The organism is Spiroplasma endosymbiont of Eupeodes luniger, from assembly GCF_964019525.1.
In the GTDB taxonomy this organism is placed as follows: Bacteria; Bacillota_I; Bacilli_A; order Mycoplasmatales; family Nriv7; genus Nriv7.
The window spans coordinates 789,611-814,793 of the sequence record NZ_OZ026453.1; the positions used below are offsets into that span (position 1 = coordinate 789,611).

General features: G+C 24.9%; 33 protein-coding genes. 6 read left to right on the forward strand and 27 right to left on the reverse strand.

What is annotated here, in order from left to right; all coding sequences use genetic code 4:
* Positions 1-31 precede the first annotated feature (31 nt).
* The 7 genes from AACK86_RS04620 to AACK86_RS04645 all read right to left on the reverse strand — a co-directional run bounded on the left by AACK86_RS04620 (position 32) and on the right by AACK86_RS04645 (position 4,580).
* Complete coding sequence (locus tag AACK86_RS04620) at positions 32-514, reverse strand: hypothetical protein (RefSeq protein ID WP_338981651.1); 483 nt, start codon at positions 512-514, stop codon at positions 32-34.
* On the reverse strand, positions 514-648 hold the full coding sequence (locus tag AACK86_RS04625; RefSeq protein ID WP_338981652.1) for a hypothetical protein: 135 nt from the start codon (positions 646-648) through the stop codon (positions 514-516). Before AACK86_RS04625 ends, AACK86_RS04620 begins: the two co-directional genes overlap by 1 nt.
* Positions 649-821: 173 nt before the next feature.
* A complete protein-coding gene (locus AACK86_RS07820) occupies positions 822-1,214 on the reverse strand; it encodes a transposase family protein (RefSeq protein WP_422398306.1) in 393 nt (130 codons plus the stop codon).
* The gene (locus AACK86_RS07825; RefSeq protein WP_338982632.1) at positions 1,199-1,651 is read right to left on the reverse strand and encodes a transposase family protein; all 453 of its coding nucleotides are present in this window, start codon (positions 1,649-1,651) and stop codon (positions 1,199-1,201) included. The genes AACK86_RS07820 and AACK86_RS07825 overlap by 16 nt, the downstream gene beginning before the upstream one ends.
* Before the next feature lie 76 nt (positions 1,652-1,727).
* A complete protein-coding gene (locus AACK86_RS04635; protein ID WP_338981653.1) occupies positions 1,728-2,006 on the reverse strand; it encodes an ATP-binding cassette domain-containing protein in 279 nt (92 codons plus the stop codon).
* Between the two features lie 27 nt (positions 2,007-2,033).
* Positions 2,034-3,806, reverse strand: coding sequence for an ABC transporter permease (locus tag AACK86_RS04640; protein WP_338981654.1), 1,773 nt, complete (start codon positions 3,804-3,806; stop codon positions 2,034-2,036).
* 9 nt (positions 3,807-3,815) lie between these two features.
* Positions 3,816-4,580, reverse strand: a complete 765-nt coding sequence (locus AACK86_RS04645; protein ID WP_338981655.1) for a hypothetical protein — start codon at positions 4,578-4,580, stop codon at positions 3,816-3,818.
* A gap of 97 nt (positions 4,581-4,677) precedes the next feature.
* Here AACK86_RS04645 and AACK86_RS07830 point away from each other — a divergent pair, with 97 nt between their 5' ends.
* The gene (locus tag AACK86_RS07830; protein ID WP_422398230.1) at positions 4,678-5,136 is read left to right on the forward strand and encodes a transposase family protein; all 459 of its coding nucleotides are present in this window, start codon (positions 4,678-4,680) and stop codon (positions 5,134-5,136) included.
* Positions 5,121-5,504, forward strand: coding sequence for a transposase family protein (locus AACK86_RS07835; protein ID WP_422398375.1), 384 nt, complete (start codon positions 5,121-5,123; stop codon positions 5,502-5,504). Before AACK86_RS07830 ends, AACK86_RS07835 begins: the two co-directional genes overlap by 16 nt.
* Positions 5,505-5,697: 193 nt before the next feature.
* Here the strand turns inward: AACK86_RS07835 and AACK86_RS04655 are convergent, their stop codons facing one another.
* The 15 genes from AACK86_RS04655 to AACK86_RS07855 all read right to left on the reverse strand — a co-directional run bounded on the left by AACK86_RS04655 (position 5,698) and on the right by AACK86_RS07855 (position 16,611).
* Positions 5,698-7,125, reverse strand: coding sequence for an NADP-dependent glyceraldehyde-3-phosphate dehydrogenase (locus AACK86_RS04655; protein WP_338981657.1), 1,428 nt, complete (start codon positions 7,123-7,125; stop codon positions 5,698-5,700).
* Positions 7,126-7,181: 56 nt separating this feature from the next.
* Positions 7,182-9,146 (reverse strand): type I DNA topoisomerase, encoded by a 1,965-nt coding sequence (topA, locus tag AACK86_RS04660; RefSeq protein ID WP_338981658.1) that lies wholly within the window; start codon positions 9,144-9,146, stop codon positions 7,182-7,184.
* 89 nt (positions 9,147-9,235) lie between these two features.
* On the reverse strand, positions 9,236-9,994 hold the full coding sequence (locus tag AACK86_RS04665; RefSeq protein WP_338981659.1) for a DNA-processing protein DprA: 759 nt from the start codon (positions 9,992-9,994) through the stop codon (positions 9,236-9,238).
* Positions 9,995-10,250: 256 nt separating this feature from the next.
* Positions 10,251-10,643, reverse strand: coding sequence for a transposase family protein (locus AACK86_RS07840; RefSeq protein ID WP_422398306.1), 393 nt, complete (start codon positions 10,641-10,643; stop codon positions 10,251-10,253).
* On the reverse strand, positions 10,628-11,080 hold the full coding sequence (locus AACK86_RS07845; protein ID WP_338982632.1) for a transposase family protein: 453 nt from the start codon (positions 11,078-11,080) through the stop codon (positions 10,628-10,630). Before AACK86_RS07845 ends, AACK86_RS07840 begins: the two co-directional genes overlap by 16 nt.
* Before the next feature lie 99 nt (positions 11,081-11,179).
* Complete coding sequence (gene ylqF / locus AACK86_RS04675) at positions 11,180-12,052, reverse strand: ribosome biogenesis GTPase YlqF (RefSeq protein ID WP_338981660.1); 873 nt, start codon at positions 12,050-12,052, stop codon at positions 11,180-11,182.
* Between the two features lie 52 nt (positions 12,053-12,104).
* Entirely contained in the window at positions 12,105-12,476 is a 372-nt protein-coding gene (gene rplS / locus AACK86_RS04680; protein WP_338981661.1) for a 50S ribosomal protein L19, read from the reverse strand.
* A 24-nt stretch (positions 12,477-12,500) separates the two neighbouring features.
* Positions 12,501-13,235 (reverse strand): tRNA (guanosine(37)-N1)-methyltransferase TrmD, encoded by a 735-nt coding sequence (trmD, locus tag AACK86_RS04685; RefSeq protein WP_338981662.1) that lies wholly within the window; start codon positions 13,233-13,235, stop codon positions 12,501-12,503.
* 23 nt (positions 13,236-13,258) lie between these two features.
* Entirely contained in the window at positions 13,259-13,765 is a 507-nt protein-coding gene (gene rimM, locus AACK86_RS04690) for a ribosome maturation factor RimM (protein WP_338981663.1), read from the reverse strand.
* Positions 13,765-14,016: a KH domain-containing protein gene (locus AACK86_RS04695; protein ID WP_338981664.1), complete on the reverse strand. Its 252-nt coding sequence runs from the start codon at positions 14,014-14,016 to the stop codon at positions 13,765-13,767. The genes rimM and AACK86_RS04695 overlap by 1 nt, the downstream gene beginning before the upstream one ends.
* Positions 14,017-14,029: 13 nt before the next feature.
* Positions 14,030-14,452: a 30S ribosomal protein S16 gene (gene rpsP, locus AACK86_RS04700; RefSeq protein WP_338981665.1), complete on the reverse strand. Its 423-nt coding sequence runs from the start codon at positions 14,450-14,452 to the stop codon at positions 14,030-14,032.
* A gap of 200 nt (positions 14,453-14,652) precedes the next feature.
* Positions 14,653-15,009 carry a hypothetical protein gene (locus tag AACK86_RS04705; protein WP_338981666.1) on the reverse strand — a complete coding sequence of 119 codons (357 nt, stop codon included), beginning with the start codon at positions 15,007-15,009 and terminating at the stop codon, positions 14,653-14,655.
* Between the two features lie 283 nt (positions 15,010-15,292).
* Complete coding sequence (locus tag AACK86_RS04710; protein WP_338981667.1) at positions 15,293-15,574, reverse strand: hypothetical protein; 282 nt, start codon at positions 15,572-15,574, stop codon at positions 15,293-15,295.
* 207 nt (positions 15,575-15,781) lie between these two features.
* On the reverse strand, positions 15,782-16,174 hold the full coding sequence (locus AACK86_RS07850; RefSeq protein WP_422398376.1) for a transposase: 393 nt from the start codon (positions 16,172-16,174) through the stop codon (positions 15,782-15,784).
* Positions 16,159-16,611, reverse strand: a complete 453-nt coding sequence (locus AACK86_RS07855) for a transposase family protein (protein WP_338982632.1) — start codon at positions 16,609-16,611, stop codon at positions 16,159-16,161. The genes AACK86_RS07850 and AACK86_RS07855 overlap by 16 nt, the downstream gene beginning before the upstream one ends.
* Positions 16,612-16,718: 107 nt before the next feature.
* Here AACK86_RS07855 and AACK86_RS07860 point away from each other — a divergent pair, with 107 nt between their 5' ends.
* Positions 16,719-17,099, forward strand: coding sequence for a hypothetical protein (locus AACK86_RS07860; protein ID WP_422398377.1), 381 nt, complete (start codon positions 16,719-16,721; stop codon positions 17,097-17,099).
* Between the two features lie 11 nt (positions 17,100-17,110).
* A complete protein-coding gene (gene tsaD, locus AACK86_RS04720) occupies positions 17,111-18,079 on the forward strand; it encodes a tRNA (adenosine(37)-N6)-threonylcarbamoyltransferase complex transferase subunit TsaD (protein WP_338981669.1) in 969 nt (322 codons plus the stop codon).
* A gap of 36 nt (positions 18,080-18,115) precedes the next feature.
* Here tsaD and AACK86_RS04725 read toward each other — a convergent pair whose 3' ends face one another.
* Both AACK86_RS04725 and deoD read right to left on the reverse strand, forming a co-directional pair.
* Positions 18,116-18,940 (reverse strand): hypothetical protein, encoded by an 825-nt coding sequence (locus AACK86_RS04725; protein ID WP_338981670.1) that lies wholly within the window; start codon positions 18,938-18,940, stop codon positions 18,116-18,118.
* 41 nt (positions 18,941-18,981) lie between these two features.
* Positions 18,982-19,707 carry a purine-nucleoside phosphorylase gene (deoD, locus tag AACK86_RS04730; protein WP_338981671.1) on the reverse strand — a complete coding sequence of 242 codons (726 nt, stop codon included), beginning with the start codon at positions 19,705-19,707 and terminating at the stop codon, positions 18,982-18,984.
* Positions 19,708-19,834: 127 nt separating this feature from the next.
* On the opposite strand from deoD, the gene AACK86_RS07865 reads away from it, so the two are divergent.
* Together AACK86_RS07865 and AACK86_RS07870 are read left to right on the forward strand one after the other, a co-directional pair.
* Positions 19,835-20,287, forward strand: a complete 453-nt coding sequence (locus AACK86_RS07865) for a transposase family protein (RefSeq protein ID WP_422398231.1) — start codon at positions 19,835-19,837, stop codon at positions 20,285-20,287.
* The gene (locus tag AACK86_RS07870; RefSeq protein ID WP_422398378.1) at positions 20,272-20,664 is read left to right on the forward strand and encodes a transposase family protein; all 393 of its coding nucleotides are present in this window, start codon (positions 20,272-20,274) and stop codon (positions 20,662-20,664) included. The genes AACK86_RS07865 and AACK86_RS07870 overlap by 16 nt, the downstream gene beginning before the upstream one ends.
* A 183-nt stretch (positions 20,665-20,847) precedes the next feature.
* Here AACK86_RS07870 and AACK86_RS04740 read toward each other — a convergent pair whose 3' ends face one another.
* From AACK86_RS04740 to AACK86_RS04750, 3 genes are read right to left on the reverse strand one after another with little or no spacing between them, the layout of a single operon-like run.
* The gene (locus AACK86_RS04740; RefSeq protein WP_338966758.1) at positions 20,848-21,780 is read right to left on the reverse strand and encodes an ABC transporter permease; all 933 of its coding nucleotides are present in this window, start codon (positions 21,778-21,780) and stop codon (positions 20,848-20,850) included.
* Complete coding sequence (locus tag AACK86_RS04745) at positions 21,773-23,458, reverse strand: ABC transporter permease (protein ID WP_338981673.1); 1,686 nt, start codon at positions 23,456-23,458, stop codon at positions 21,773-21,775. The genes AACK86_RS04740 and AACK86_RS04745 overlap by 8 nt, the downstream gene beginning before the upstream one ends.
* Positions 23,451-24,947, reverse strand: a complete 1,497-nt coding sequence (locus AACK86_RS04750) for an ABC transporter ATP-binding protein (RefSeq protein ID WP_422398379.1) — start codon at positions 24,945-24,947, stop codon at positions 23,451-23,453. Before AACK86_RS04750 ends, AACK86_RS04745 begins: the two co-directional genes overlap by 8 nt.
* Between the last annotated feature and the right edge of the window lie 236 nt (positions 24,948-25,183).

The window sequence follows — 25,183 nt, forward strand, 5'->3', positions numbered from 1 at the left end:
TTAAGATAAAGTTATTTTTGTGCATCTTTTATTACTCAATTTTCCTATTTAACTTTTGCAGTAAAAAATCAATAGAAAAATTAGATTCACCAATACTTTCAATTTTGATTTTCATTTGATCAGCAAATTGAAAAATATCTAAAAATATAAACGGTTCTTGTAAAATAAAATTTAATTCCTTACTAATATCATCATACCAATAAGGAATTTTATATTTATTAAAAAAATCAACTATTCCTCAATCATTATTTGACATTAAAAAATATGAATGCTCCACAACAAATGGTTTAATTGAACCAGAATAAAACTGTTTTCCATTAAGTACTAATGTAAATTCATCAAGATAGTATTTAATCTCATTCAATAAATGTGATGATAAAAAAATCGTTTTATTTTGCTTTGTTAAAAATTTTAAATATTCCATAATTATCCGACGATTAGTAACATCTAGCCCCACCTCAGGTTCATCTAAAATAACAATATCTGGCTCATGTAATAAACCTTGAATAATCATTACCCGTTTTTTTTCATTCCCGAAGAAAATGCATTAACATTCTTATTACGATGTTCTCAAATTCCTAATTTAGTCATTAAGTCTTCAATCCGATTTTTTAATCTCTTACCTTTAACACCACTTAGTTTTCCCATATAATAGACTTCTTGCATAACCTATTAAAAAAATTACAAATATTTGTAAAAAGACATTAATAAAAAAATATAATTTTAATTAATTATGTCTTTTATCTAAAAAATTAATATTTTGCCACAACAAAAAATGAATTTATTATTTAAATTCTTTAATTTTAAATAAATCTTTTATGTTAAATTAATAATTGCAAATTATAAATTGAGGCAATTAAATTAAATCTTAAACCAAATCTTTTTCTACGATTACGATATTTTTCTGTCATAATTTTAAATTTTTTAAGAATAGCAAAAATATTTTCAATAATAATTCTCATTTTTGAAACTAGTCTATTATGTTGTTTTTGTGCTTTATTTAAATGGTTTTTCTTTGTTTTCTTTGTAGGTATTAGAACATTATTGTGAATTTTTTGTATTCCTTGATAACCACTATCAACTATTAATTTGGTATTTTTTAAAATTGGGATTTTTGATTCTTTAAATAAAGCATAATCATGTTTTTTCCCAAGTGAAAAACTTGTTGCAATAATTTTTCTGGTTTCTTGTTCGATAATTACTTGTGTTTTAATGGTGTGTTTTTTCTTTTTACCAGAATAAGATTGTTTTTGTCTTTTTTTGGGCGTTGGATTGGAGTTTCGGTAGCATCAATAATAATAGTTTTATCATTAAAATAATCATTTATTAGTGCTTTTTTACCAGCAAGTTGTTGAAAATCAGAGTTTTTAATTAAAATATCTTCAATTCACTTGATATTGCGATAACAATTAGCTTCACTAATTCCGAAATTTTTACCAAGATGAAAATAAGTCTGATATTCTCGTCAATATGATAAAGTCATCAATAATCTATTTTCTAGTGATAATTTATTAGTTTTACCACCTTTTTTAAATTTTTCTATTTCAGCTACTTGTAAAATATCTAACATTTTATTAAAAGTGGATTTTTTTATTCCTGTTAATCTTAACCATTCTTTATCATTAAGAGTATTAAATTTATTATTGTTCATATTTTGATATCCTCATAAATTATATTTTATAAGAATATTTTAATAAAAAAGGTACGCAAGAAGTCTAATGTAAAAATTAATATGATGTCATATTTTCAGGAAAAGTAATAAACTCAGGAACATAACCAATACTATGTTTTACTTTAATATTCTTATTGCTTTCACCGTTAATATTAACTATTCCTTTAAATGAATTAATTCCACGAATTAATGATTTAATAAAAACTGTTTTGCCACTACCAGATAAACCAATAATTGCATGAATTTTTCCGAGATTTACTTTTAAATTAAAAGGGCCAATGAGGTTTTTTTTAAATTTTTTAGTAAAATTTTTTGCTTCAATTTTATATGCCATTTTTACTCCTTAATTATTATTTCTCATTTAAGTAATAACTTTTCTTGATAATAATAAATAAGCAAGTAATAAAAAAAATAAACTTAAAGTAAGATAGAAAATTAATAAACTATTAACATTAATAAAATGTGCACTCCGAACAAGAAGTTCATTCTCATCTTTAAGTAAAGCAAAATCAGAATAAATCATTAAGTAATTTTTTTGATTACTAAAATCAATAAAACTTCGTTGTAATATTTCAAATCAATAACTATTATATCTAATACTACTTGTCCATATTTGATTTATATGTTCAATAATATTAATTTTTGAAAGTACACAATACACTTTTATTAATGATAAATAAGCGTTATATCCATAACCATTAGTTGCCTCACTACTATCAATTTTGTTAGTAGTTATTATTTTTAAGTCAACAATTTTCTTAATAATATTATTTTCTAATTCTTTTAAAACATATAAAACTGGATTATTAAAAACTTCTTCATAATTTTTATAAAAATTACTATCATTTACTTCATACATTGGGTTAGTAATTTCAATACCTGATTTATTAAGTTTAAATAACTCTTGAAATATTTCCGTTGGATCAAAATTATCTCCTAAAGTTTCCTTATAAGAATCATTATCAAGTTGAAAATAAGTTTCTGTCTTATCATATAATATTAAAGAAGAAATACTGCCTAATTTAAAACTCATTAATAAATCTAATTTAACATTTTTTAAATAATAATTTGTCATTAATGTCAATTCTTGATGTTCTTGGGTATTATGTTCAAACTCATTTAAAGTTTTAAAAAAGTATGGCATTTTTAATTTAATACTAATTTTAGATTTAGATTTCCCTTTTATTATTTCATTAATTTCTCTGCCATTGTAAAATCCATACCATTTATTAACTTCATTACTACTAAAATTAACTTCTTTCATTTTAGTTAAATGTAAAATATTTTGATAAAATTCTAAGCGTTGTCTTTTAAGTTCCTTATTATCATAGCCAGAAATAATTGCATTTAAATCGCGAATGTTTTCTTTACTATAAAAGTCATATATTGCTTTAGTTATATGATAATAATCAATTTGTTGCTGTGCTAATTTTTCTTTAAATAATAATGTTTCCTTAATTTTAGCAATTGAATACCGTTGTTGACTATCTTTAAATTTAATTTCAATGCTATTAGCAATAGTAGAAATTAAAGAACATGGCATTCCCCCTAATAAAAATAAACTACAGAAAATAAAACCAATTAATAATACCGTTTGCAAACTCAAAAATGTGGCAATAAAAATAATACCACTAGATGCCAAAAAAGATACAAAGATTGAAAAAAGAAAAAGTTCTAATATTAATTTTTGAAAAGATAACTTAAAATCATTTTTATTACCAATTAATGCCATAATCTGAATTAAAATTCAAACAAATCCCAGATTAATAATAAAAACTAAAATTAAAAATCAAATTGTTAATACTTTCAAAATAAATATTTGTAATCGTGAATAAGGGCGCGAAATTAATAATAAATATGTCCCATCACTAAATTCGCGACCAAAAATCTTTATTATTATTAGCAAAATAAATAGTAATAAAATAATGTTTGTAAAAATTAAAACGCCATATTGAAAATTAATAATAACAGCATTAACATTATTAGCACTAAAAAAGATAAACGCTAATAATACTGTAAATATTATTAATGAAACGATTAATAAAAATCATACTGCTAACATTTTTCTAACTTTAAAAATCGCAAATAAACAAACTGATAAGTATGAACTATTTTTATTATTTATTGTAGTCATTAAATAAACTTATTTTTCCTTTTTAATAATTTTTAAAGATTTATTTTTAAAAATACCTTTAACATAAAAATAAGATTTGTCAGGATACATAAAATTAAAATCTCATCTGTTATCTTTATCAATTGCTAAAAAAATCACATTATTCTCAGAATCATAAATAATATCATCATTATTTACATTAGAAGCACATTTTTCACATTCAGCAGCTTGAAGAGTAAACTTTTTATTTTTTAAATTACTATCATCTGTGACAAAATCTGTATTTTTGAAATCATTTATTAAAATATCATAAATTCCTTGGATATTTTTCCCCATATTTTTTAATAATTTTTGAAAAGTCTCATCATTAACATAAAGTGTAATATCATCTTTTTCTCATTTAATTTGATATTCAAAAAAGAATCCCGCAATAATTTTTGTCATTTGTTCTAAATGCTGTTTAAAAATTAATTTTGGTAGTGTCATTGTAATTGTTAAAATAACATTATTTTCAGGTTTTTTTACTAAACCTTTTAAAGGCAAACCAGCAATAATCATTGGAACTAACGCTACTTGATCAATACTAAAAGTATGTAAAGGATTACTAGTATCTTGATATTTAATAGTTGTATCATTTTCTAACAAATCATCAAATAATATCTTTGATGTAGTACCAGTTTCATTATAAAGTTGATTATATTTGTTTTGAGCACTATGAGTGCTTAATGGGTAACGCATTCACTGATTTTCTTTTCAAAAACTATCAATACTCTCATATTCAATTTTATTATCCATATAAAAATCTTTAAATAATGCTGATTTATTAGACTTCTTGCGATACCTTTTTTATTAAAATATTCTTATAAAATATAATTTATGAGGATATCAAAATATGAACAATAATAAATTTAATACTCTTAATGATAAAGAATGGTTAAGATTAACAGGAATAAAAAAATCCACTTTTAATAAAATGTTAGATATTTTACAAGTAGCTGAAATAGAAAAATTTAAAAAAGGTGGTAAAACTAATAAATTATCACTAGAAAATAGATTATTGATGACTTTATCATATTGACGAGAATATCAGACTTATTTTCATCTTGGTAAAAATTTCGGAATTAGTGAAGCTAATTGTTATCGCAATATCAAGTGAATTGAAGATATTTTAATTAAAAACTCTGATTTTCAACAACTTGCTGGTAAAAAAGCACTAATAAATGATTATTTTAATGATAAAACTATTATTATTATTATTGATGCTACCGAAACTCCAATCCAACGCCCAAAAAAAGACAAAAACAATCTTATTCTGGTAAAAAGAAAAAACACACCATTAAAACACAAGTAATTATCGAACAAGAAACCAGAAAAATTATTGCAACAAGTTTTTCACTTGGGAAAAAACATGATTATGCTTTATTTAAAGAATCAAAAATCCCAATTTTAAAAAATACCAAATTAATAGTTGATAGTGGTTATCAAGGAATACAAAAAATTCACAATAATGTTCTAATACCTACAAAGAAAAACCATTTAAATAAAGCACAAAAACAACATAATAGACTAGTTTCAAAAATGAGAATTATTATTGAAAATATTTTTGCTATTCTTAAAAAATTTAAAATTATGACAGAAAAATATCGTAATCGTAGAAAAAGATTTGGTTTAAGATTTAATTTAATTGCCTCAATTTATAATTTGCAATTATTAATTTAACATAAAAGATTTATTTAAAATTAAAGAATTTAAATAATAAATTCATTTTTTGTTGTGGCAAAATATTAATTTTTTAGACAAAAAACATAATTAATTAAAATTATATTTTTCTATTACTGTCTTTTTACAAATATTTGTAATTTTTTTAATAGGTTATGCAAGAAGTCTAATATCATTATTAAATTTCTTGTTATTATTTGTCTGCCTTTCAATTAAAAACAATGCCTTTATGTCGGGTCATTGATAATAATGCTTCGCGAATCCCTTGTACGCCCATCCCTGAATCTTTAATTCCTAAAAAAGGTAAATAATCTGGTCCGCGTTGGGAAGCATCATTAATGTTAATTGAACCAACATCTAATTGATTAGCAATTTTAACCGCCATATCAATATCATTAGTAAAAATTGATGCTTGTAAACCATATTTAGAACCATTTGCAAGCGTAATCGCTTCATCAATTGATGTTACTCTGATAATTGGCAACACCGGTCCAAATGGTTCAATCCAAGCAATATCCATATCTTTAGTAACATTATCAATAATTGTTGGATATCACAAATTATTTTTTCTAGTATTTCCTAAAACTAACGATGCCTTTTTTTCTAACGCGTCATCAACTAATTTTTGAAGAATATCGCTTGTTTTCATATCAATAATTGGCGTAATATCAGCATTATCATTCGGGCTTCCAACTGTTAATTTTTCTGTTTCAACTTTAATTAATGATACCAATTCATCAGCAATCGTATTATCAACTAAAACTCTTTTAATAGCAGTACATCTTTGACCTGAATATCTAAATGCTCCTTTAACAATTTTTTTAGCCGTCATTACAAGATCACAGTCTTTAAGAACAATGGCTGGATCTTTACCACCTAATTCCAAAATAATATCCACTTTGTTAGTAATCTTCGTAATATGTTTTCCTGTAACATCAGAACCAGTAAAAGAAATAACATTAATTGCTGGATTAGTTACTAAACTATCACCAATAACACTGCCCTTACCTGTAACCGCATTAATGACACCAGCAGGAAAATTAGCATCAAATGCTAACTTAACTAAAAATAATCCTGTTAAAGAACTTTGTGAAGCTGGTTTAAAAACCACTGTATTTCCCATAATTAATGCCGGAATTATTTTTGCTAACGATAAATTAACAGGATAATTAAAAGGTGAAATTGCTAAAACAACTCCTTTAGCAACTCGCGAAAAAATTGCCAACTTATTTTTCACATTAAAAGCATCACCTGTATATGATTCAGGATAAATACGATATGCTTCATTAACAGTAAAATCAATATATTCAATTGTGCGATTAATTTCAGAAATAGCTGCTTTTTTACCTTTAGCAATTTCTAAGACCATCAAATTAGCAAGCACATCAGTATTTTCAATAATTAACTGCTTTCATTGTTCAATAAACTTAATTCTTTCATTAATTAATAATCCCTCTCATTGCTTTTGGACATTCTTAGCTGCCAAAAACGCATCATTAATATTTTCTAACGAAAGAGCAGGAACACTACCAATTACTTCTAATGTGTTTGGACTTGTAATTTCAATAACATTTGTAGAAGAAAGCAACCTACCATTAATTAATGCTTGACCTTTTTCCATTTTATCACCTCTAAATATAATTATATCGTTTTTAATTTTAAAAACAGAAAAATTAATTATTCTAATGTTGCTTTTTCTGTTTCATCTTTGGATTGCTCATATGATTCAACAAAATCACATTCAGGATAATTGCTACAAGCAATAAATTTTTGATTACGACGATTAACTTTAATAACTTTTTCACCTTCAATACATTGTGGACAAAATCCTAAATTAACTGGATTTAATGATGAAATATAACGACATTTCGGAAATGTTGAGCAACCAATAAATTTACCATACTTTCCAAAACGATAAACTAAATCATTATCACACCGTGGACATTTAGTACCCGTCTTTTCAATCGCAACTTCTACCATTTTTTCAAAAGCTTCTTCAACACGAGGTTCAAATTTTTCTCAAAAAGAACCAACTAACTCTTGATAATCTTTTTCACCGTGACTAATTAAATCTAATTGTGATTCTACTTGTGAAGTATATGATTCACTAATAATATCTTGAAAAAACTCTTGTAGTTTATCACTAGTTAAAATTCCCTTTTCACTAGCTTTTAAAGCCTTATTCTCAAATAAAACATATCCTCGTTCGCGCAAAGTTCTCATAATTGGAGCATAAGTACTAGGTCGACCCACTCCTAATTCTTCCAATGTTTTAATTAATCGTGCCTCACTATATCGTGTTTTTGGTTTGGTTCAATGTTGCAATGCCTTAATATCTTTAATATTTACCATATCACCAATTTTTCAAGCTGGTAATTTAATACTAATATTATCTTCCTCATCACTTTGATAATATTTTAAAAATCCTAAAAATAAAATTGTTTGTCCTGTCAACCGAAATTCATAATCATTATTATTCAAAATAATAGTTTTCCCCGTAATTTTTGCTGGAGCCATTAATGATGCCATTGCCCGATTATAAATTAGTTTATAAAGTCGCAATTGATCTTTACCTAAATAATTTTTTGCCTTCTCAGGAGTCATTAAAATATCTGTTGGCCGAATTGCTTCATGTGCATCTTGAACATTATTTTTCTTTTTAGTAATTTTTACTTGTCCTAAATAATCTTTACCTAATGATTCCGTAATAAAAGCAAAAGTATCACTAACAAATTTATCACTTAAACGAATTGAATCAGTTCTTGGATAAGTAATAAATCCTGTTAACAATCCATCAATATCAATTCCTTCATATAATTGTTGTGCTAATAAGGATGTTTTATTAGCAGCAAAATTTAATCGCGATGATCCATCCTGTAACATTGTTGAAGTAGTATAAGGATTATTTGCTTGTCTAATTCGAGGTTTTTCTTGAATATCAATAACTTTATATTTACTACTTAAATTTTTAATAATATTTTGCGAATCTGCTTCAGTTTTAATCTCAATATTCTTATTTAAATATTTTGTTAATTTTAAAATATGTTGCTTTCAATAAGCTTCAATTGTTCAATATTGTTCGGGAATAAAAACTTGATGTTCTTTTTCTCGCAACACAAGAAGTTTTAAAGCTACTGACTGAACTCTTCCTGCTGATTTTGAACGAATTTTCTTTTGCAATAACTTACTTAACCGAAAACCAATCATCCGATCAATCATTCTTCTTGCTTCTTGTGAATGAACTAAATTCATATCTAACTGTCTTGGTACTTTAAATGCTTCAATAACAATATCTTTAGTAATTTCATTAAAACTCACCCGAACGGATTTACTTTGAATTTTTAAAACTTCATTTAAATGATATGAAATTGCTTCTCCTTCACGATCAGGATCAGTTGCCAGAAAAATTTTATCGGCATCTTTTACTAAACCTTGTAACTTCTTAACAAGTGGTTTTTTCTTAGTTTCAATTCGATAATATGGAGTAAATGTTTCTAAGTCAATCCCTAAATAATATTCACCTTTATTCGCTAAATTGGTAATATGTCCCTCGGAAGAAACAACAGTATAATCATCTCCAAGATACTTTTGTACCGCTTTAGTTTTCGTTGGCGACTCCATAATAACAACATTTTTACTCATAACACTTTACTCCTTAAAAGAATCTTTTGATTCTCAATATTTTTATAAATACGGCAATATTTTAGTACATTTTAAAGACTTTATCAAGTTTATAAAATATCATCAATAGTTTGCACTAATTTAGCACTATTTTTAATAAGATTATTAGTAGCAAAGTTCTCATAAATTTGATTAGGAACTGCAAAAACATCTTTATTTTCATTAAAAGCAGTATCTACTAATGAATGAACAATTTTTTCATCAGCAAATGGTAATACCAATAATGCTTTTGATAATCCTAATAAAATTCTTTGAACATTACTATCAATTGGACTAATATTTTCTCTTGTCATATTAAACGGATATTCACTAATTACTAAATGATATCTTTTAAGATACAAAAGCAATTCTTGTTGGTTTTCATCATAATTATTACTATCATTAATAATAACCACACTATTTCCAGAAATACTATTTTCTTTAATTAATTGATGAACTAATATTTCAACCCCAGCATTAAATGAAGTCATTAAAATTTTTTGATAGTTAACTAATTGTTGAACCATATCCTTAGCAACTTTTTTAATATAAACATTAGGGTCATTTGAACCCGTAACAGCAATAATTTTTTGAGAATATTTTAATAAATCAATATTTCCTTCATAATAAATTACAAACGGTGGTTTGTAAATTGTTTTTAAACCAGCCGGATATTGTGAACTTAAAATTGTTAAATATTGACAAGTAATTTTATCTTCAATATTTTGCAATTCTTCCAACGCAATTTTTTCCTTTTTATCCAATGCTTCATATACTTTATCTCAATTACCATTGTATTTGATAACAAAATATAATAATACTTTTTCCATAATTATTATGAACCTCCTGTTATTATATTTTGTTATTAAATAAGTAATTTCCTTTAACAAAATATTTATTTTTATTAACATATATAATAGACTTCTTGCATAACCTATTAAAAAAATTACAAATGTTTGTAAAAAGACAGTAATAGAAAAATATAATTTTAATTAATTATGTCTTTTATCTAAAAAATTAATATTTTGCCACAACAAAAAATGAATTTATTATTTAAATTCTTTAATTTTAAATAAATCTTTTATGTTAAATTAATAATTGCAAATTATAAATTGAGGCAATTAAATTAAATCTTAAACCAAATCTTTTTCTACGATTACGATATTTTTCTGTCATAATTTTAAATTTTTTAAGAATAGCAAAAATATTTTCAATAATAATTCTCATTTTTGAAACTAGTCTATTATGTTGTTTTTGTGCTTTATTTAAATGGTTTTTCTTTGTTTTCTTTGTAGGTATTAGAACATTATTGTGAATTTTTTGTATTCCTTGATAACCACTATCAACTATTAATTTGGTATTTTTTAAAATTGGGATTTTTGATTCTTTAAATAAAGCATAATCATGTTTTTTCCCAAGTGAAAAACTTGTTGCAATAATTTTTCTGGTTTCTTGTTCGATAATTACTTGTGTTTTAATGGTGTGTTTTTTCTTTTTACCAGAATAAGATTGTTTTTGTCTTTTTTTGGGCGTTGGATTGGAGTTTCGGTAGCATCAATAATAATAGTTTTATCATTAAAATAATCATTTATTAGTGCTTTTTTACCAGCAAGTTGTTGAAAATCAGAGTTTTTAATTAAAATATCTTCAATTCACTTGATATTCCGATAACAATTAGCTTCACTAATTCCGAAATTTTTACCAAGATGAAAATAAGTCTGATATTCTCGTCAATATGATAAAGTCATCAATAATCTATTTTCTAGTGATAATTTATTAGTTTTACCACCTTTTTTAAATTTTTCTATTTCAGCTACTTGTAAAATATCTAACATTTTATTAAAAGTGGATTTTTTTATTCCTGTTAATCTTAACCATTCTTTATCATTAAGAGTATTAAATTTATTATTGTTCATATTTTGATATCCTCATAAATTATATTTTATAAGAATATTTTAATAAAAAAGGTATCGCAAGAAGTCTAATGTCAATATTTATTTAATACGCCCCCATTATTATTTCGGTCTTTCTCAGGAAATATTTTTAATTGTTCCTTTTGTAAAAGCATAATAAAAATTTGTCATCATTTGAATAATTTGTTGTTCAGAAGAACCTAATACATTATTTGCTTTCGCCATTTGTAAAAAATAACAATCCATTTCTTTAGTTTGCATATCTTGTTTTCATTGAATAATAAGTGCATAATGTTCCTTTAAAATATGAGGATAATGTTTTGCTAAAAAATTAAACGCATAGTAACTAATATCAATAAATGGTAATAATTGCTCTTTAATAGCTCCAATTAATGACAAATGCATTGCCACTAGTGGATCATCAAGTTTAGGTCACAAAATTCCCGGCGTGTCTAGTAAATGAATATTTTGCGCTAACTTGACTCATTGAATCCCTCTCGTAACTCCTGGTTGATTAGCAACATTACTTACTTTTCTTTTAACTAAATTATTAATTAACCGTGATTTGCCGACATTAGGAATCCCAATAATCATCACCTTAATTTGTCAATTTGGAATGCCACGAGATTTTTGATGATTAATTTTATCTTTCAATAATTGATTAATTAACAAAATAATTTCATTTTTGGGTTGATCAACTAATAAATTAGTTAATACTACTTTAACTAACGGGTCTTTTTTTAAAAATGCCATTCATTCTTGATTTACTTTCATATCACTTAAATCTTTTTTATTGAAAATAATAATTCGTGGTTTATTTTTAAACAATTCTTGAATAATTGGATTAATACTAGAGTTAATGGCTCTCGCATCACGAAGTTCAATTACTAAATCAACTAATGCTAATTTTTCTTTCATCAAGCGAATAGCTTTTGCCATATGACCTGGAAATCAATTAATATTTAACTTTTCCATTAATATGTCTCCTTAATTGAAAAATAAAGGCAAATTCTACCTTTATTAATTATTATGCCTTATTTTTCTTATTAGAACTAACTACTTCTTTAATTCTTGCGGCTTTACCAATACGATCACGCATATAGTATAATCGCGCTCTTCTAACACGACCAATTTTTAAAACTTCAATCTTATTTATTAGCGGTGAATGTAAAGGGAAAGTTCTTTCAACACTAGTACTACCAGTAAGTTTTCTTACGGTAAAACTAGAACTAATACCTGACCCTTGACGCTTTAAAACTAAACCAGTAAAAACTTGTGTTCGTTTTTTGTTACCTTCATTAATTTCAACAGCAACACTTACTGTATCGCCAGATTTAAATTTTGGAATATCAGTACGAAGTTGTTGTTCAGTGATTTGTCGATCTAATTGCATATTCATAACAATTGCTCCCTCCATTATTATTTATTTTTTATCTTTTTCTAATTCAGCAATTCAAATTTGCTCTTGTGGTGTTAATTGATTTAAATCAATTAAATCTGGTCGCTTTTTATATGTATTATAAAACGCTTGTTGTTTTCTTCAAATATCAATATTTTTATGATGACCTGATAATAAGACATCAGGAACTTGTTGATTATTAAAAACTAATGGTTTAGTAAATACAGGATAATCTAAATACTTACTAGTAAATGAATCATTTTGATGTGATGCTTCTTGAATAACACCTGGTAATAAGCGAATAACAGCATCACTTATAACCATACTGGCAATTTCACCAGCACTAAGAACATAATCACCAATAGATATTTCCATATCAACAAAATCTCTAATTCTTTCATCAAAACCTTCGTAATGACCACAAACTAAAATTAATGAATTATTACTACTAGCCATTTCAGTAGCAATATCCTGCTTAAATGTTTTTCCTTGTGGCGATAATAAAATCACTTGACTATTAGGGATTTGCTCACGAGCATAATTTATCGCTGCAACTACAATTGGTGCCATTAATACCATACCATTACCACCACCATATTGATAATCATCAACTTGTTGATGCTTATCAATAGCAAAATCACGAAGATTAATGATATTAAACTTTACTTTTTCTTTCTTAACAGCATTCTTAATAATTGATGTATTAATAAAACTAACAAAGAGTTCAGGAAATAAAGTGATAATTTGAATTGTTGTCATTAATTTCTTGCCTCCTTTATAATTTATCAATTATTAATTAACTTAACATAAACAGTATTTTGTTCTCAAAGAATATTCATAATAAACTGTGAAACATCGGCCAACATTTTTTGTTCACCAATAACTGTTTGAATAACAAAAACACCGTGCGCTTTAGTAATAAAGTAATGAATCACTTCACCAATAAGTGAATTATCATCAATATTGATAACTTGTAATCCAATATAGTTTTCAACTTCATCATCATTTACTAAATGAGGATTATTACTAAGTTGAAATAAATCTTGAGTCTTTAAAAATAAAATGTCATTAATATAATCATAATTTTTAAATTTAACTAAAAGATCACCTTTATGACTTCTAGAACTAACAACTGTTAATATTTCATAAGTATAATTATTAGAATCATAAAAATATATATCATTATTAGCATCAAAAAATCGCTCATATTTAGGCATTAAACATCTAATCTTTACTTCGCCCTTCAAAGCATGAGTATTAATAACCTTACCAATTTTAACAAACTTCATTATTCGTTAAAAGCCTCTAAAGATACTTTAATTCTTTTTTGCTCTCTTGATGCCTTAACATTAACTAAACGACGAATCGAATCAATAATTAATCCTTTTTTACCGATTAATCTTGCGAAATCACTATCACTAGTCATAATAAGAATTTCTAATTCATTGTCATTTTCATTTAACATTCTAATTTGAATATTATTAATATCTTTAACAATTGGACTAATTAATATTTTAACAGTATTAATGTAATTCATCATTAGCTAACTCCATTTATTCTCTCGAATTTTTTTCATCAATAACCTTTACTTTTTTTGAAACTTTAACTGTTGATTCAGAATTACTACTTTTATCATCATTTACTTTATTTTTAACTTCCTTAGCTAAAACTTCTTTTTTAATCACCTTTTTCTCTGCTGTTGATTTCTTTGCTTTATTTTTTTGTCGTAATTCATGAAATGCCTGCATAATTTTTTCTTTTGCAAATAAACTACGAACTGTTTCAGTTGGTTGAGCACCAACGGTTAATCACTTTAAAGCTAATTCTTTATTAATTTTTAACGAATTATTTAAAGAATCATATGTTCCAATTAATTCAATATATTCACCATCTCTTTTAATACGAGAATCAATAGCAACAATACGATAAAAAGGTTGTTTAGTTTTTCCCATCCTTTTCAGTCTTAATTTAACCATAAAATATAAGTACTCCTCTCACTATTATTGGTTTAGTTATCTTTTTAAACCATAATTAATAATATCGTTAATCGATATATATGTCAAGCAAGTTTACTTAACAGTAAATATTATTACTACTTAAAAAAATAACTTATTTTTATAAAAAAGATTTACTATTCAATAGTAAATATTGATGAAAAATTATTTTTAATTAAACTTTACTTATATTCAAAAAAGAACGCTTGATTAGTTCCAAATTCTTGAAATATACCCATAGTATCCGATAATGATCAAAAATTACTAGGTAATTTATTTAAATTAGTTATTTTATTATTAGCAGCACCATCAAAAAATAACGATTTTTGCTTACTATCACCAATTATTGCTCTCGTATTTGATAAGCGTCAAAAATTAATAACAGTTTCATTGAAACTACTTAACTTATTATTATCAAAAAAGGACGCTTTTCCTTGCAAGTTTTCTTTAAATATTCCCGTAGTATCCGATAAGCGCTTAAAAGTATCAAATTTTTTATTTAAATTAATTAATTTATTACTAGCATTCGCATCAAACAAGAACGCTTGATTAGTAGTAAATTCTTTAAATATGCCCCTAGCATCCGATAATGATTAAAAATTACTAGGTAATTTATTTAAATTAGTTATTTTATTATTAGCAGCACCATCAAAAAATAACGATTGTTACTTACTATCACCAATTATTGCTCTCGTATTTGATAAGCTTCAAAAATTAATAACAGTTTCATTGAAACTACTTAACTTATTATTATCAAAAAAGGACGCTTTTCCTTGCAAGTTTTCTTTAAATATTCCCGTAGTATCCGATAAGCGTCAAAAATTATCAATTTTTTTGATTTAAACTAGTTAACTTATTATTAGCATTCACATCAAAAACAAAAGCTTGTTGCGAAGAATCTTCTTTCAATATCATTAAGGTGTTAGATAAGCGTCAATTAATTAATTCAACATTTTCCATATTTATATTTATATCTAATTTGCTTAAATGTAATGATTTTGTTGCTGGTGTTGTCAGGCTATCACTAGAACTACAAGCGATAAAATTTATTATTACACTACTATTGCAAGCAATCGCTCCTAATATTTTAAATAATCTTTTCATATCATTTTAGACCCCCGATTATTTATTTTCATACACAATAGACTTCTTGCATAACCTATTAAAAAAATTACAAATATTTGTAAAAAGACAGTAATAGAAAAATATAATTTTAATTAATTATGTCTTTTATCTAAAAAATTAATATTTTGCCACAACAAAAAATGAATTTATTATTTAAATTCTTTAATTTTAAATAAATCTTTTATGTTAAATTAATAATTGCAAATTATAAATTGAGGCAATTAAATTAAATCTTAAACCAAATCTTTTTCTACGATTACGATATTTTTCTGTCATAATTTTAAATTTTTTAAGAATAGCAAAAATATTTTCAATAATAATTCTCATTTTTGAAGCTAGTCTATTATGTTGTTTTTGTGCTTTATTTAAATGGTTTTTCTTTGTTTTCTTTGTAGGTATTAGAACATTATTGTGAATTTTTTGTATTCCTTGATAACCACTATCAACTATTAATTTGGTATTTTTTAAAATTGGGATTTTTGATTCTTTAAATAAAGCATAATCATGTTTTTTCCCAAGTGAAAAACTTGTTGCAATAATTTTTCTGGTTTCTTGTTCGATAATTACTTGTGTTTTAATGGTGTGTTTTTTCTTTTTACCAGAATAAGATTGTTTTTGTCTTTTTTTGGGCGTTGGATTGGAGTTTCGGTAGCATCAATAATAATAGTTTTATCATTAAAATAATCATTTATTAGTGCTTTTTTACCAGCAAGTTGTTGAAAATCAGAGTTTTTAATTAAAATATCTTCAATTCACTTGATATTCCGATAACAATTAGCTTCACTAATTCCGAAATTTTTACCAAGATGAAAATAAGTCTGATATTCTCGTCAATATGATAAAGTCATCAATAATCTATTTTCTAGTGATAATTTATTAGTTTTACCACCTTTTTTAAATTTTTCTATTTCAGCTACTTGTAAAATATCTAACATTTTATTAAAAGTAGATTTTTTTATTCCTGTTAATCTTAACCATTCTTTATCATTAAGAGTATTAAATTTATTATTGTTCATATTTTGATATCCTCATAAATTATATTTTATAAGAATATTTTAATAAAAAAGGTATCGCAAGAAGTCTAATAAATAAACCAGTTTATTTATTTACAAACAGTATTGAAATTTTTAAACAAGCAATTAATAATAAAAATATTTTAGATACTATTTTAATTGGTGGTCGCCATTTAGCTGAAAGTAAAGTTTTAGTAGGAAGTCATAGCTTAGCAAATTTAGAAAATGTAAAATTCAGTAAATGCATTCTTAATATTAAGAATATTTCTAATACTTATGATTTATATGCTAAAAATGAAGAAGAAGCACAACTGAAACAAAAAGTATTAAGTGCTTCTAATAGTAAAATTATTATTGCTGAAAATGATAGTATTAATACAATTGGTTTTATTAAATACGCCAATTTAAAGGAATGTGATATATTTATTACAAACAATAAATCATTACCCAATATTAACGAAATAGGTAATTCAATTATTGTTATTAATTAAGGAGAAAAAATATGACCATCTTAGCTATTGAAACAAGTTGTGATGAAACAGCAATAGCGATATATAAAGATAAAAAAGTTAAAAGCAATATTATTTTTTCACAAATAGCTAATCATCAACAATATGGTGGGGTTGTTCCTGAAATTGCTTCAAGACTTCATATTTCTAAAATTAGTTATGTTTTAAAAGAAGCCATTAAACAAGCACAAATCCAATATAATGATATTGACTACATCGGTTATACTGACCATCCGGGATTAAGTGGTTCACTTCATATCGGTAAAGTTTGCGCTCAAACAATATCATTAATGTTAAAAAAACCACTTATTGCTTGTAATCATATTGAAGGTCATATTTATAGCGCTGCCATTAATAATGAATTTAAGTTTCCCTTAATAATCTTAGTAGTATCCGGTGGCCATACGCAATTAGTTTTAATGAAAAAGCATCTTGATTTCCATATTTTAGGAGAAACTTATGATGATGCTGTCGGTGAAGCTTATGATAAAGTAGCAAGGTTATTGGAACTTGAATATCCAGGTGGACCAATAATTGATAAAATAGCAAAAAAAGGACAAAATATTTTTGAACTGCCCTTAGGGAAAAATGATAACAGTTTTGACTTTTCATTTAGTGGTTTAAAATCTGCAGTAGCAAATTTAATTAAAAAATTAAATGCTCGCCAATTACAATTTAGAAAAGAAGATATTGCTTGTTCTTTTCAAGAACAAGCAACTAATATTTTAATTAAAAAATTAACAATGGCAATGAAAAAATATCATCCAAAAATGATAACAGTAGTCGGCGGCGTTGCTGCTAACAGTGTTTTACGAACTAAGGTTGAAAACTTAGCAACAAAAAATACCACAGTTATTATTCCTAATAACAAATACTGTACTGATAATGCTGCAATGATTGCAAGATTAACTTGACAAATAATTAATAATCGCTTAAAAGATGTTTCTAAAAAGAAAAAATAAAAATCATTCTCATATGAGAATGATTTTTATTATCTATTAACCTGAACTTACATACAATGAACACGGATTATCACGAATAATCTTTTTCATTATTTGATAAAGCGCTTCCATATCATGATTTATAAAAAGACTTGTAAGATTTTTAGCACTAGTTTTTGTTTTTTTAACAATTTCTAATTCATTTAATACTTTTTGATTAATAATTTCATTATCTTTCAAAGCAAAATTAATACTACCATCCTCAATATAAAAATCAATAATATTTTTTAATCGCCCTAAGCAAGCAATAATATCTTGCCCAATTCGTAATAACTGATAATGCTTCTTATAACTATTAGCCTGTTCACAAACTTGATTAGCAATTTCCTTTTCCGTTGTACTACTAAAAATATCATTTAAAATTAAAAAATCCATTTTTCTTTTTTTTCGTAAAGCAACTAAAAATTCAAGCAAAATTTGTTGCTTTTTTTCACTTAATACTTTTCATAAATTACTATCAATTGAAGTTTGTTCATCGATACGATGACAATGATATACCGTATTAATTAATTTATATTTATAAAATCCGATTTCACAACTAACAACCTTATAATTTTCATTATGAAATTTATCTTTTAAAATATATTTATGAACTAAAATCCAATCACACTTTTTTAACTTTTTAATAAAATTAAAAGTAAACTCATTTAAAGCAATAGTTAAATAAGATTCATCATTAATTTTATGTTCTGAAATATAAAGTCATTTAATTTTATGCAAAGTTTGTTTATCTATTGTTTTAACAAAAGGCTTAACAACTTGATCAATAGAAACATTTGTTTTAACTAAAATTAAAAAACTATCAATACTATATTTATCCATTAGTTTGAGAAACACCTCTTTATAAAAATTCCCCTTTTTCTTTAAACATCTTGTTTATAAAAATTAACTGCTGTTTTTAAAGCTAACATCATCATCTTATCAAATGATTGTTCGCGTTCTTCAGTCGTAGTAGCCTCTTTTGTTACTAACGAATCAGATACAGTTAAAATACATCCTGCTTGCTTATTTAACACTTTTGCATTAGCAAATAACGCAAAAGTTTCCATTTCTACAGCAATAGTTTGTTTTTCACTTAAAAATCTTTTATATTCTTCAAAATTTTTACGATAAAAAACATCAGAACAATGTACCCTTCCAGATATAATGTTAATATTTTTATCACTTGCTGTTTTTTTAATTAATTCATAAATATTAGGATTGGCTTCAATAATATCACCATTTGTTGCACCAACAATTTTAGCATAATTATTTTCACCATACACCGAACTTACATTAATAACATCATACAGTTTTAACTTTTCGTCATATGCACCTGCACTTCCAATTCTAATAATTACATCAACATCATAAAATTTAAATAATTCATATGAGTAAATACCAATTGAAGGACAACCCATACCACTACCAACAATAGTTATTCTTTTCCCTTGATATATTCCTGTATACATTAACATATTACGAACACTATTTACTAATTGCACATCTTGCAAATAATTTGTTGCAATATATTTTGCTCTAATTGGATCTCCGGGCATTAAAACTATTGGGGCAATGTCCTCTTTTTTAGCACTAATATGTGGCGTCATTCTTTTACTCCTCTTTATATTTTAATATCGTTATTATACCACTTTTTAATATTAATAATTAGACTTCTTGCGATACCTTTTTTATTAAAATATTCTTATAAAATATAATTTATGAGGATATCAAAATATGAACAATAATAAATTTAATACTCTTAATGATAAAGAATGGTTAAGATTAACAGGAATAAAAAAATCCACTTTTAATAAAATGTTAGATATTTTACAAGTAGCTGAAATAGAAAAATTTAAAAAAGGTGGTAAAACTAATAAATTATCACTAGAAAATAGATTATTGATGACTTTATCATATTGACGAGAATATCAGACTTATTTTCATCTTGGTAAAAATTTCGGAATTAGTGAAGCTAATTGTTATCGCAATATCAAGTGAATTGAAGATATTTTAATTAAAAACTCTGATTTTCAACAACTTGCTGGTAAAAAAGCACTAATAAATGATTATTTTAATGATAAAACTATTATTATTGATGCTACCGAAACTCCAATCCAACGCCCAAAAAAAGACAAAAACAATCTTATTCTGGTAAAAAGAAAAAACACACCATTAAAACAAAAGTAATTATCGAACAAGAAACCAGAAAAATTATTGCAACAAGTTTTTCACTTGGGAAAAAACATGATTATGCTTTATTTAAAGAATCAAAAATCCCAATTTTAAAAAATACCAAATTAATAGTTGATAGTGGTTATCAAGGAATACAAAAAATTCACAATAATGTTCTAATACCTACAAAGAAAACAAAGAAAAACCATTTAAATAAAGCACAAAAACAACATAATAGACTAGTTTCAAAAATGAGAATTATTATTGAAAATATTTTTGCTATTCTTAAAAAATTTAAAATTATGACAGAAAAATATCGTAATCGTAGAAAAAGATTTGGTTTAAGATTTAATTTAATTGCCTCAATTTATAATTTGCAATTATTAATTTAACATAAAAGATTTATTTAAAATTAAAGAATTTAAATAATAAATTCATTTTTTGTTGTGGCAAAATATTAATTTTTTAGATAAAAGACATAATTAATTAAAATTATATTTTTCTATTACTGTCTTTTTACAAATATTTGTAATTTTTTTAATAGGTTATGCAAGAAGTCTATTACTTATCAAAGACTAACAACTATCCACCGAATAATTTATTCCTAAAGCACTTGGTGCACCTGTAATTTTTTTATTATAAATAAACCGAAAAATTAATAATGATACTAATGGTGACAAGTAAATTAATGATTTTAACAATTGGGGATTAATATGTTTAGTAATATCAGGAACAGCAGCTGCTTCATATGTTAACTGAATTACATATCCTAAAATAAATGAACTTAATATAATAAACCATCCATTTCAACGAGCGAGAATCATAATTGCAATAGCAATAAAACCATAGCCTCCTGCTGTTGGCATAAAAATATTTTGGGTTATAACATATAATGAACCACTTAATCCAGCTAAAGCTCCCGAAATTGTAATCGCAACAAATTTATAACGAATAACATTAATCCCAACAGATTCACTAGCTCAAGGATTTTCGCCGACTGATTTTAAACGCAACCCAAACTTACTAAAAACTAATAAACAAATAATAGCAATTACAATAATTAAAATAATAAACGGATAAAAAATTAAACTATCTATTTTTCAAGGAATGTATTGAATATTACTTGAAATATTAGCACGATTATTTAATAATGTTGCTCCCATCGCGGCAATAGCAGAGCCAGCAACATTAACAACTGTCCCAGAAATAATATGATTAATTTTAAATTTTAATACCATTAGTGAATGAAGCAACGATATTATCATTCCAAAAAGAATGCCAACAATAATTGCTATTACTGCTAAATGATGATTATTTAAATTATTAACATCATAATGACGATAAGTAACTAATGAATAACCAAAACCAGCAAATACCATCTGTCCTTCCAAACCAATATTAATTACACCTGCTCGCTCAGAAATTAAAGCAGCAATAGCAGTAATCATAAAAATACTAATTAAAGGTAGACCACTTATTAAAGAAGTTCCAAAAACTGAATTAAGCATCTCTCTTTACCTCCTTCGTTATTTCTTCAATTAAAGTCTTCTTACTAATAAAATGCGATGCATTTCTTAATTGTGATTTTGTGAGTTTTTGCAACTGTAATTTATAATATCATCTTTGAAACAATGAAAGATTAGAATCATTAATTATTTTATTTAAGTCTAAAATCTTTTTTTCTTTTGCTTCATAACTGTTTTCATATTCATCAATTACTAATGTCATATTATTATTATGCAATTTTAAAATTAGTTTTTGTTTAATTAAAATAATTTTTTTTGTTAAACCGATAATTTTATTTTCTTTACTATTCAACTTTTTAATTTTTATTTTGTCTTCTTTAAAAAATTGCTTTGCAAAATTAATTTTTTGTTCTGATATTTCTTCATATTCTTTTCAACGTTCAATAATATTCATTTCTTTATTAACATTAATTAATAACTTTTGTGATAAATATAATGCACGATTTCTCATAAAAATAAGTTTTAATCAATTTCTAGTATGAGCTTCAAAATATTCATAATAAATATCAATTTTATTTAAAAGATAATAAATTTCAAGTTGAATAAAATCTTTAAATCGTAAAAACTTTAAATACCACTTATTAATTCCATGATAACTATATGGTAATCTCAGTTGTCTTGCACCCATTAATTGTAAATATCACTTTGTTATTTTTGATTTTGGTTTAACTAAAAAATATGTTCCTAAAGCAATTGATAATAAGGCAATAGCAATAATCGTCTCAACAATTTCTTTATTACCTGACATAACAACTTTTTGTGCATACACAGCACTAACAAATAATGCTGAGAAAATAATACCAATAAAACTATTATTTGCTAATAACGCCACAGTAATGCCATCAAAACCAATATTTAATGGAATAGATTGTACGGGCAAAAACCGTACCATCCCATAGTAATAAACAAAACCAGCAATTCCAGCAACACACGAAGAAATTAACATTGTATAAATTACAATTTTATTATACTTAACGCCAGCATACTTTGTAGCCAAAGGATTACTACCACTAATTTTAATTTTATATCCTAAACTAGTAAATTTAAAAATAAATCAAAAACCAGCAATTAAAATTATTGTAATAAAAATCCCTATATTAAAAGGCGAAGTAACAACTTCCTTTAAATTTAAATTTATTAATAAATGATTAGGAAAACCAATTGATGCGCCATTAGTTTCAAGAGCAGGCCCACTTTCTAAAACAAATTGATAAAAATATAAGGCCGCTCAATTTAACATTATCGTTGCAACAACTTCATGAATATTAGCATAAACTTTTAATACTGCCGTAAGTAATCCTAGTGCCATTGCTGATAATATACAAATTATAAAGACAAAGAAAGGATTTAAAGCATCAGCATTCCCTCAACTCAAAGCAATATAAGACATCACCCCAGCAAACATCATTTGTCCTGAAACACCAATATTAAATATTCCACCTCTAAATCCAATTGCAACAGCAATTCCTACTAAGCCATAAACAGAAAAATATCCTAAAAAATCTAAAAATGCATTTTTACTACGAAAATTACCTCATAGTAAATCACCAATTTTATATTTTGCTAATGGATCATTACTAATTAATAAAAGGAATAATCCAATAATAAAAGCTACTACAATTGATAATATGGGAAAAAATATTTTTTTATATTTACTCATCTTTAAAATTCACCCCCGCCATCATTAAACCTAATTTCTCTTTGGTAACATTATTCGCTTTAACTTCACCCATATTTTTACCATTATTAATAGCAATAATCCGATCAGATAAATTTATTACTTCATCTAATTCATATGAAATTAAAAGCACAGCATTACCTTGATCTCTTTGTTTTAATAAGGATTCATAAATATATTCAATAGCACCCACATCTAATCCTCGTGTTGGTTGTTCAGCAATAATTAACTTAGGACTTTCTGATAGTTCTCGGCCAATAACTACTTTTTGTTGATTACCACCAGATAACTCTTTAGCTGTATTTTGAACACTTTTAGCGCCACGAACATCAAAGTTATTAATTATTTCTTGCGTTTTCTCTTTAATTTTAGCAAGATTTAATAATCCATAATTAGTATATTTACGATTAAATTGATCACGCAACGAAATATTTTCTCATAAATTCATTTCTAAAACTAAACCTTGCTTTTGACGATCAGCAGGAATATGATGAATTCCTAAATTATATGTATCTTTAGTATCTAATCGCAATAAATTATACTCTCATGGTATTTTCTGACCAACTTTAATATTACTATCTTTTAATATTGCTTCTTTTTCTTTAATTTGTTTTAACTTATTAGTAACCTTATTAACAACATCTAATTCATCAAATAACATTACTTCACCACTAACAGGATTTAAATGACGACAAATAATATTAACAATATCTTCTTGACCATTGCCTTCAATCCCAGTAATACCCAAAATTTCACCACGATTAATTGTTAAACTAAAATTTTTTAATATATTAACTTTAGTTTTACTTAAAGTATTAATATTTTTAAGAACTAATAACTTTTTGCCTAATTTAAGAGGTTTTTTCTTTAAAGAAAAACTTATTTTTCTTCCAACCATTTTCTCAGCTAATTTATCAACTGATGTTTTTTTAACATTAACCGTATCAATATACTCACCTTGTCTAATTATTGTACAACGATCAGCAATTGCTTTAATTTCATTTAATTTATGAGTAATAATAAGAATCGCTTTACCTTGCGATTTAAATTCTAAAAGCATTTTCATCAAATCATCTATTTCCTGAGGTGTTAAAACTGCTGTCGGTTCATCTAAAATTAATATTTTAGCATCACGATATAACACTTTTAAAATTTCTACTTTTTGTTGGTCATAAATAGAAATATTATTAACTTTTTCTTTCAAATTAATTTTAAAATTCATTTTCTCACAAATTTGTTCAATTCTTTTATTAGCTTCACGAGAATTTAATCAAAATCTTGTTTGTCATTTTCTTTTCATCCGATGTAAAAAGCTACGATAAAAATTCATTCTTTTTTTAAGTTGTTCAATTTTACTACAGATAATTATTTCTGTATCAGCATTATTTTCAACACGATTATTATATTTATTTTTTAAAGCAATAATAATATCAGTTAATTTATATTCCAATTTTTCTAATTTATAAGCCATCGTTTTATTAAATAAATTAAATTTTTCAAGAAGTTCTTGATATTTATGTTCTAAATCTTTAACTTTCTGAGCATTAAGTTTCTTATTTTGTTCTTTATGATGTCAATCATTAATTTTTTTTATTTTTTTTGCAACTTTAAAATCTATTTTTTTAGCTTTATGGAAAATTTTTGCTTCACATTTATGTTTCTTATAATTAAAAAAATCACCTTTAATTTTTGCAATTTTTGCTAATT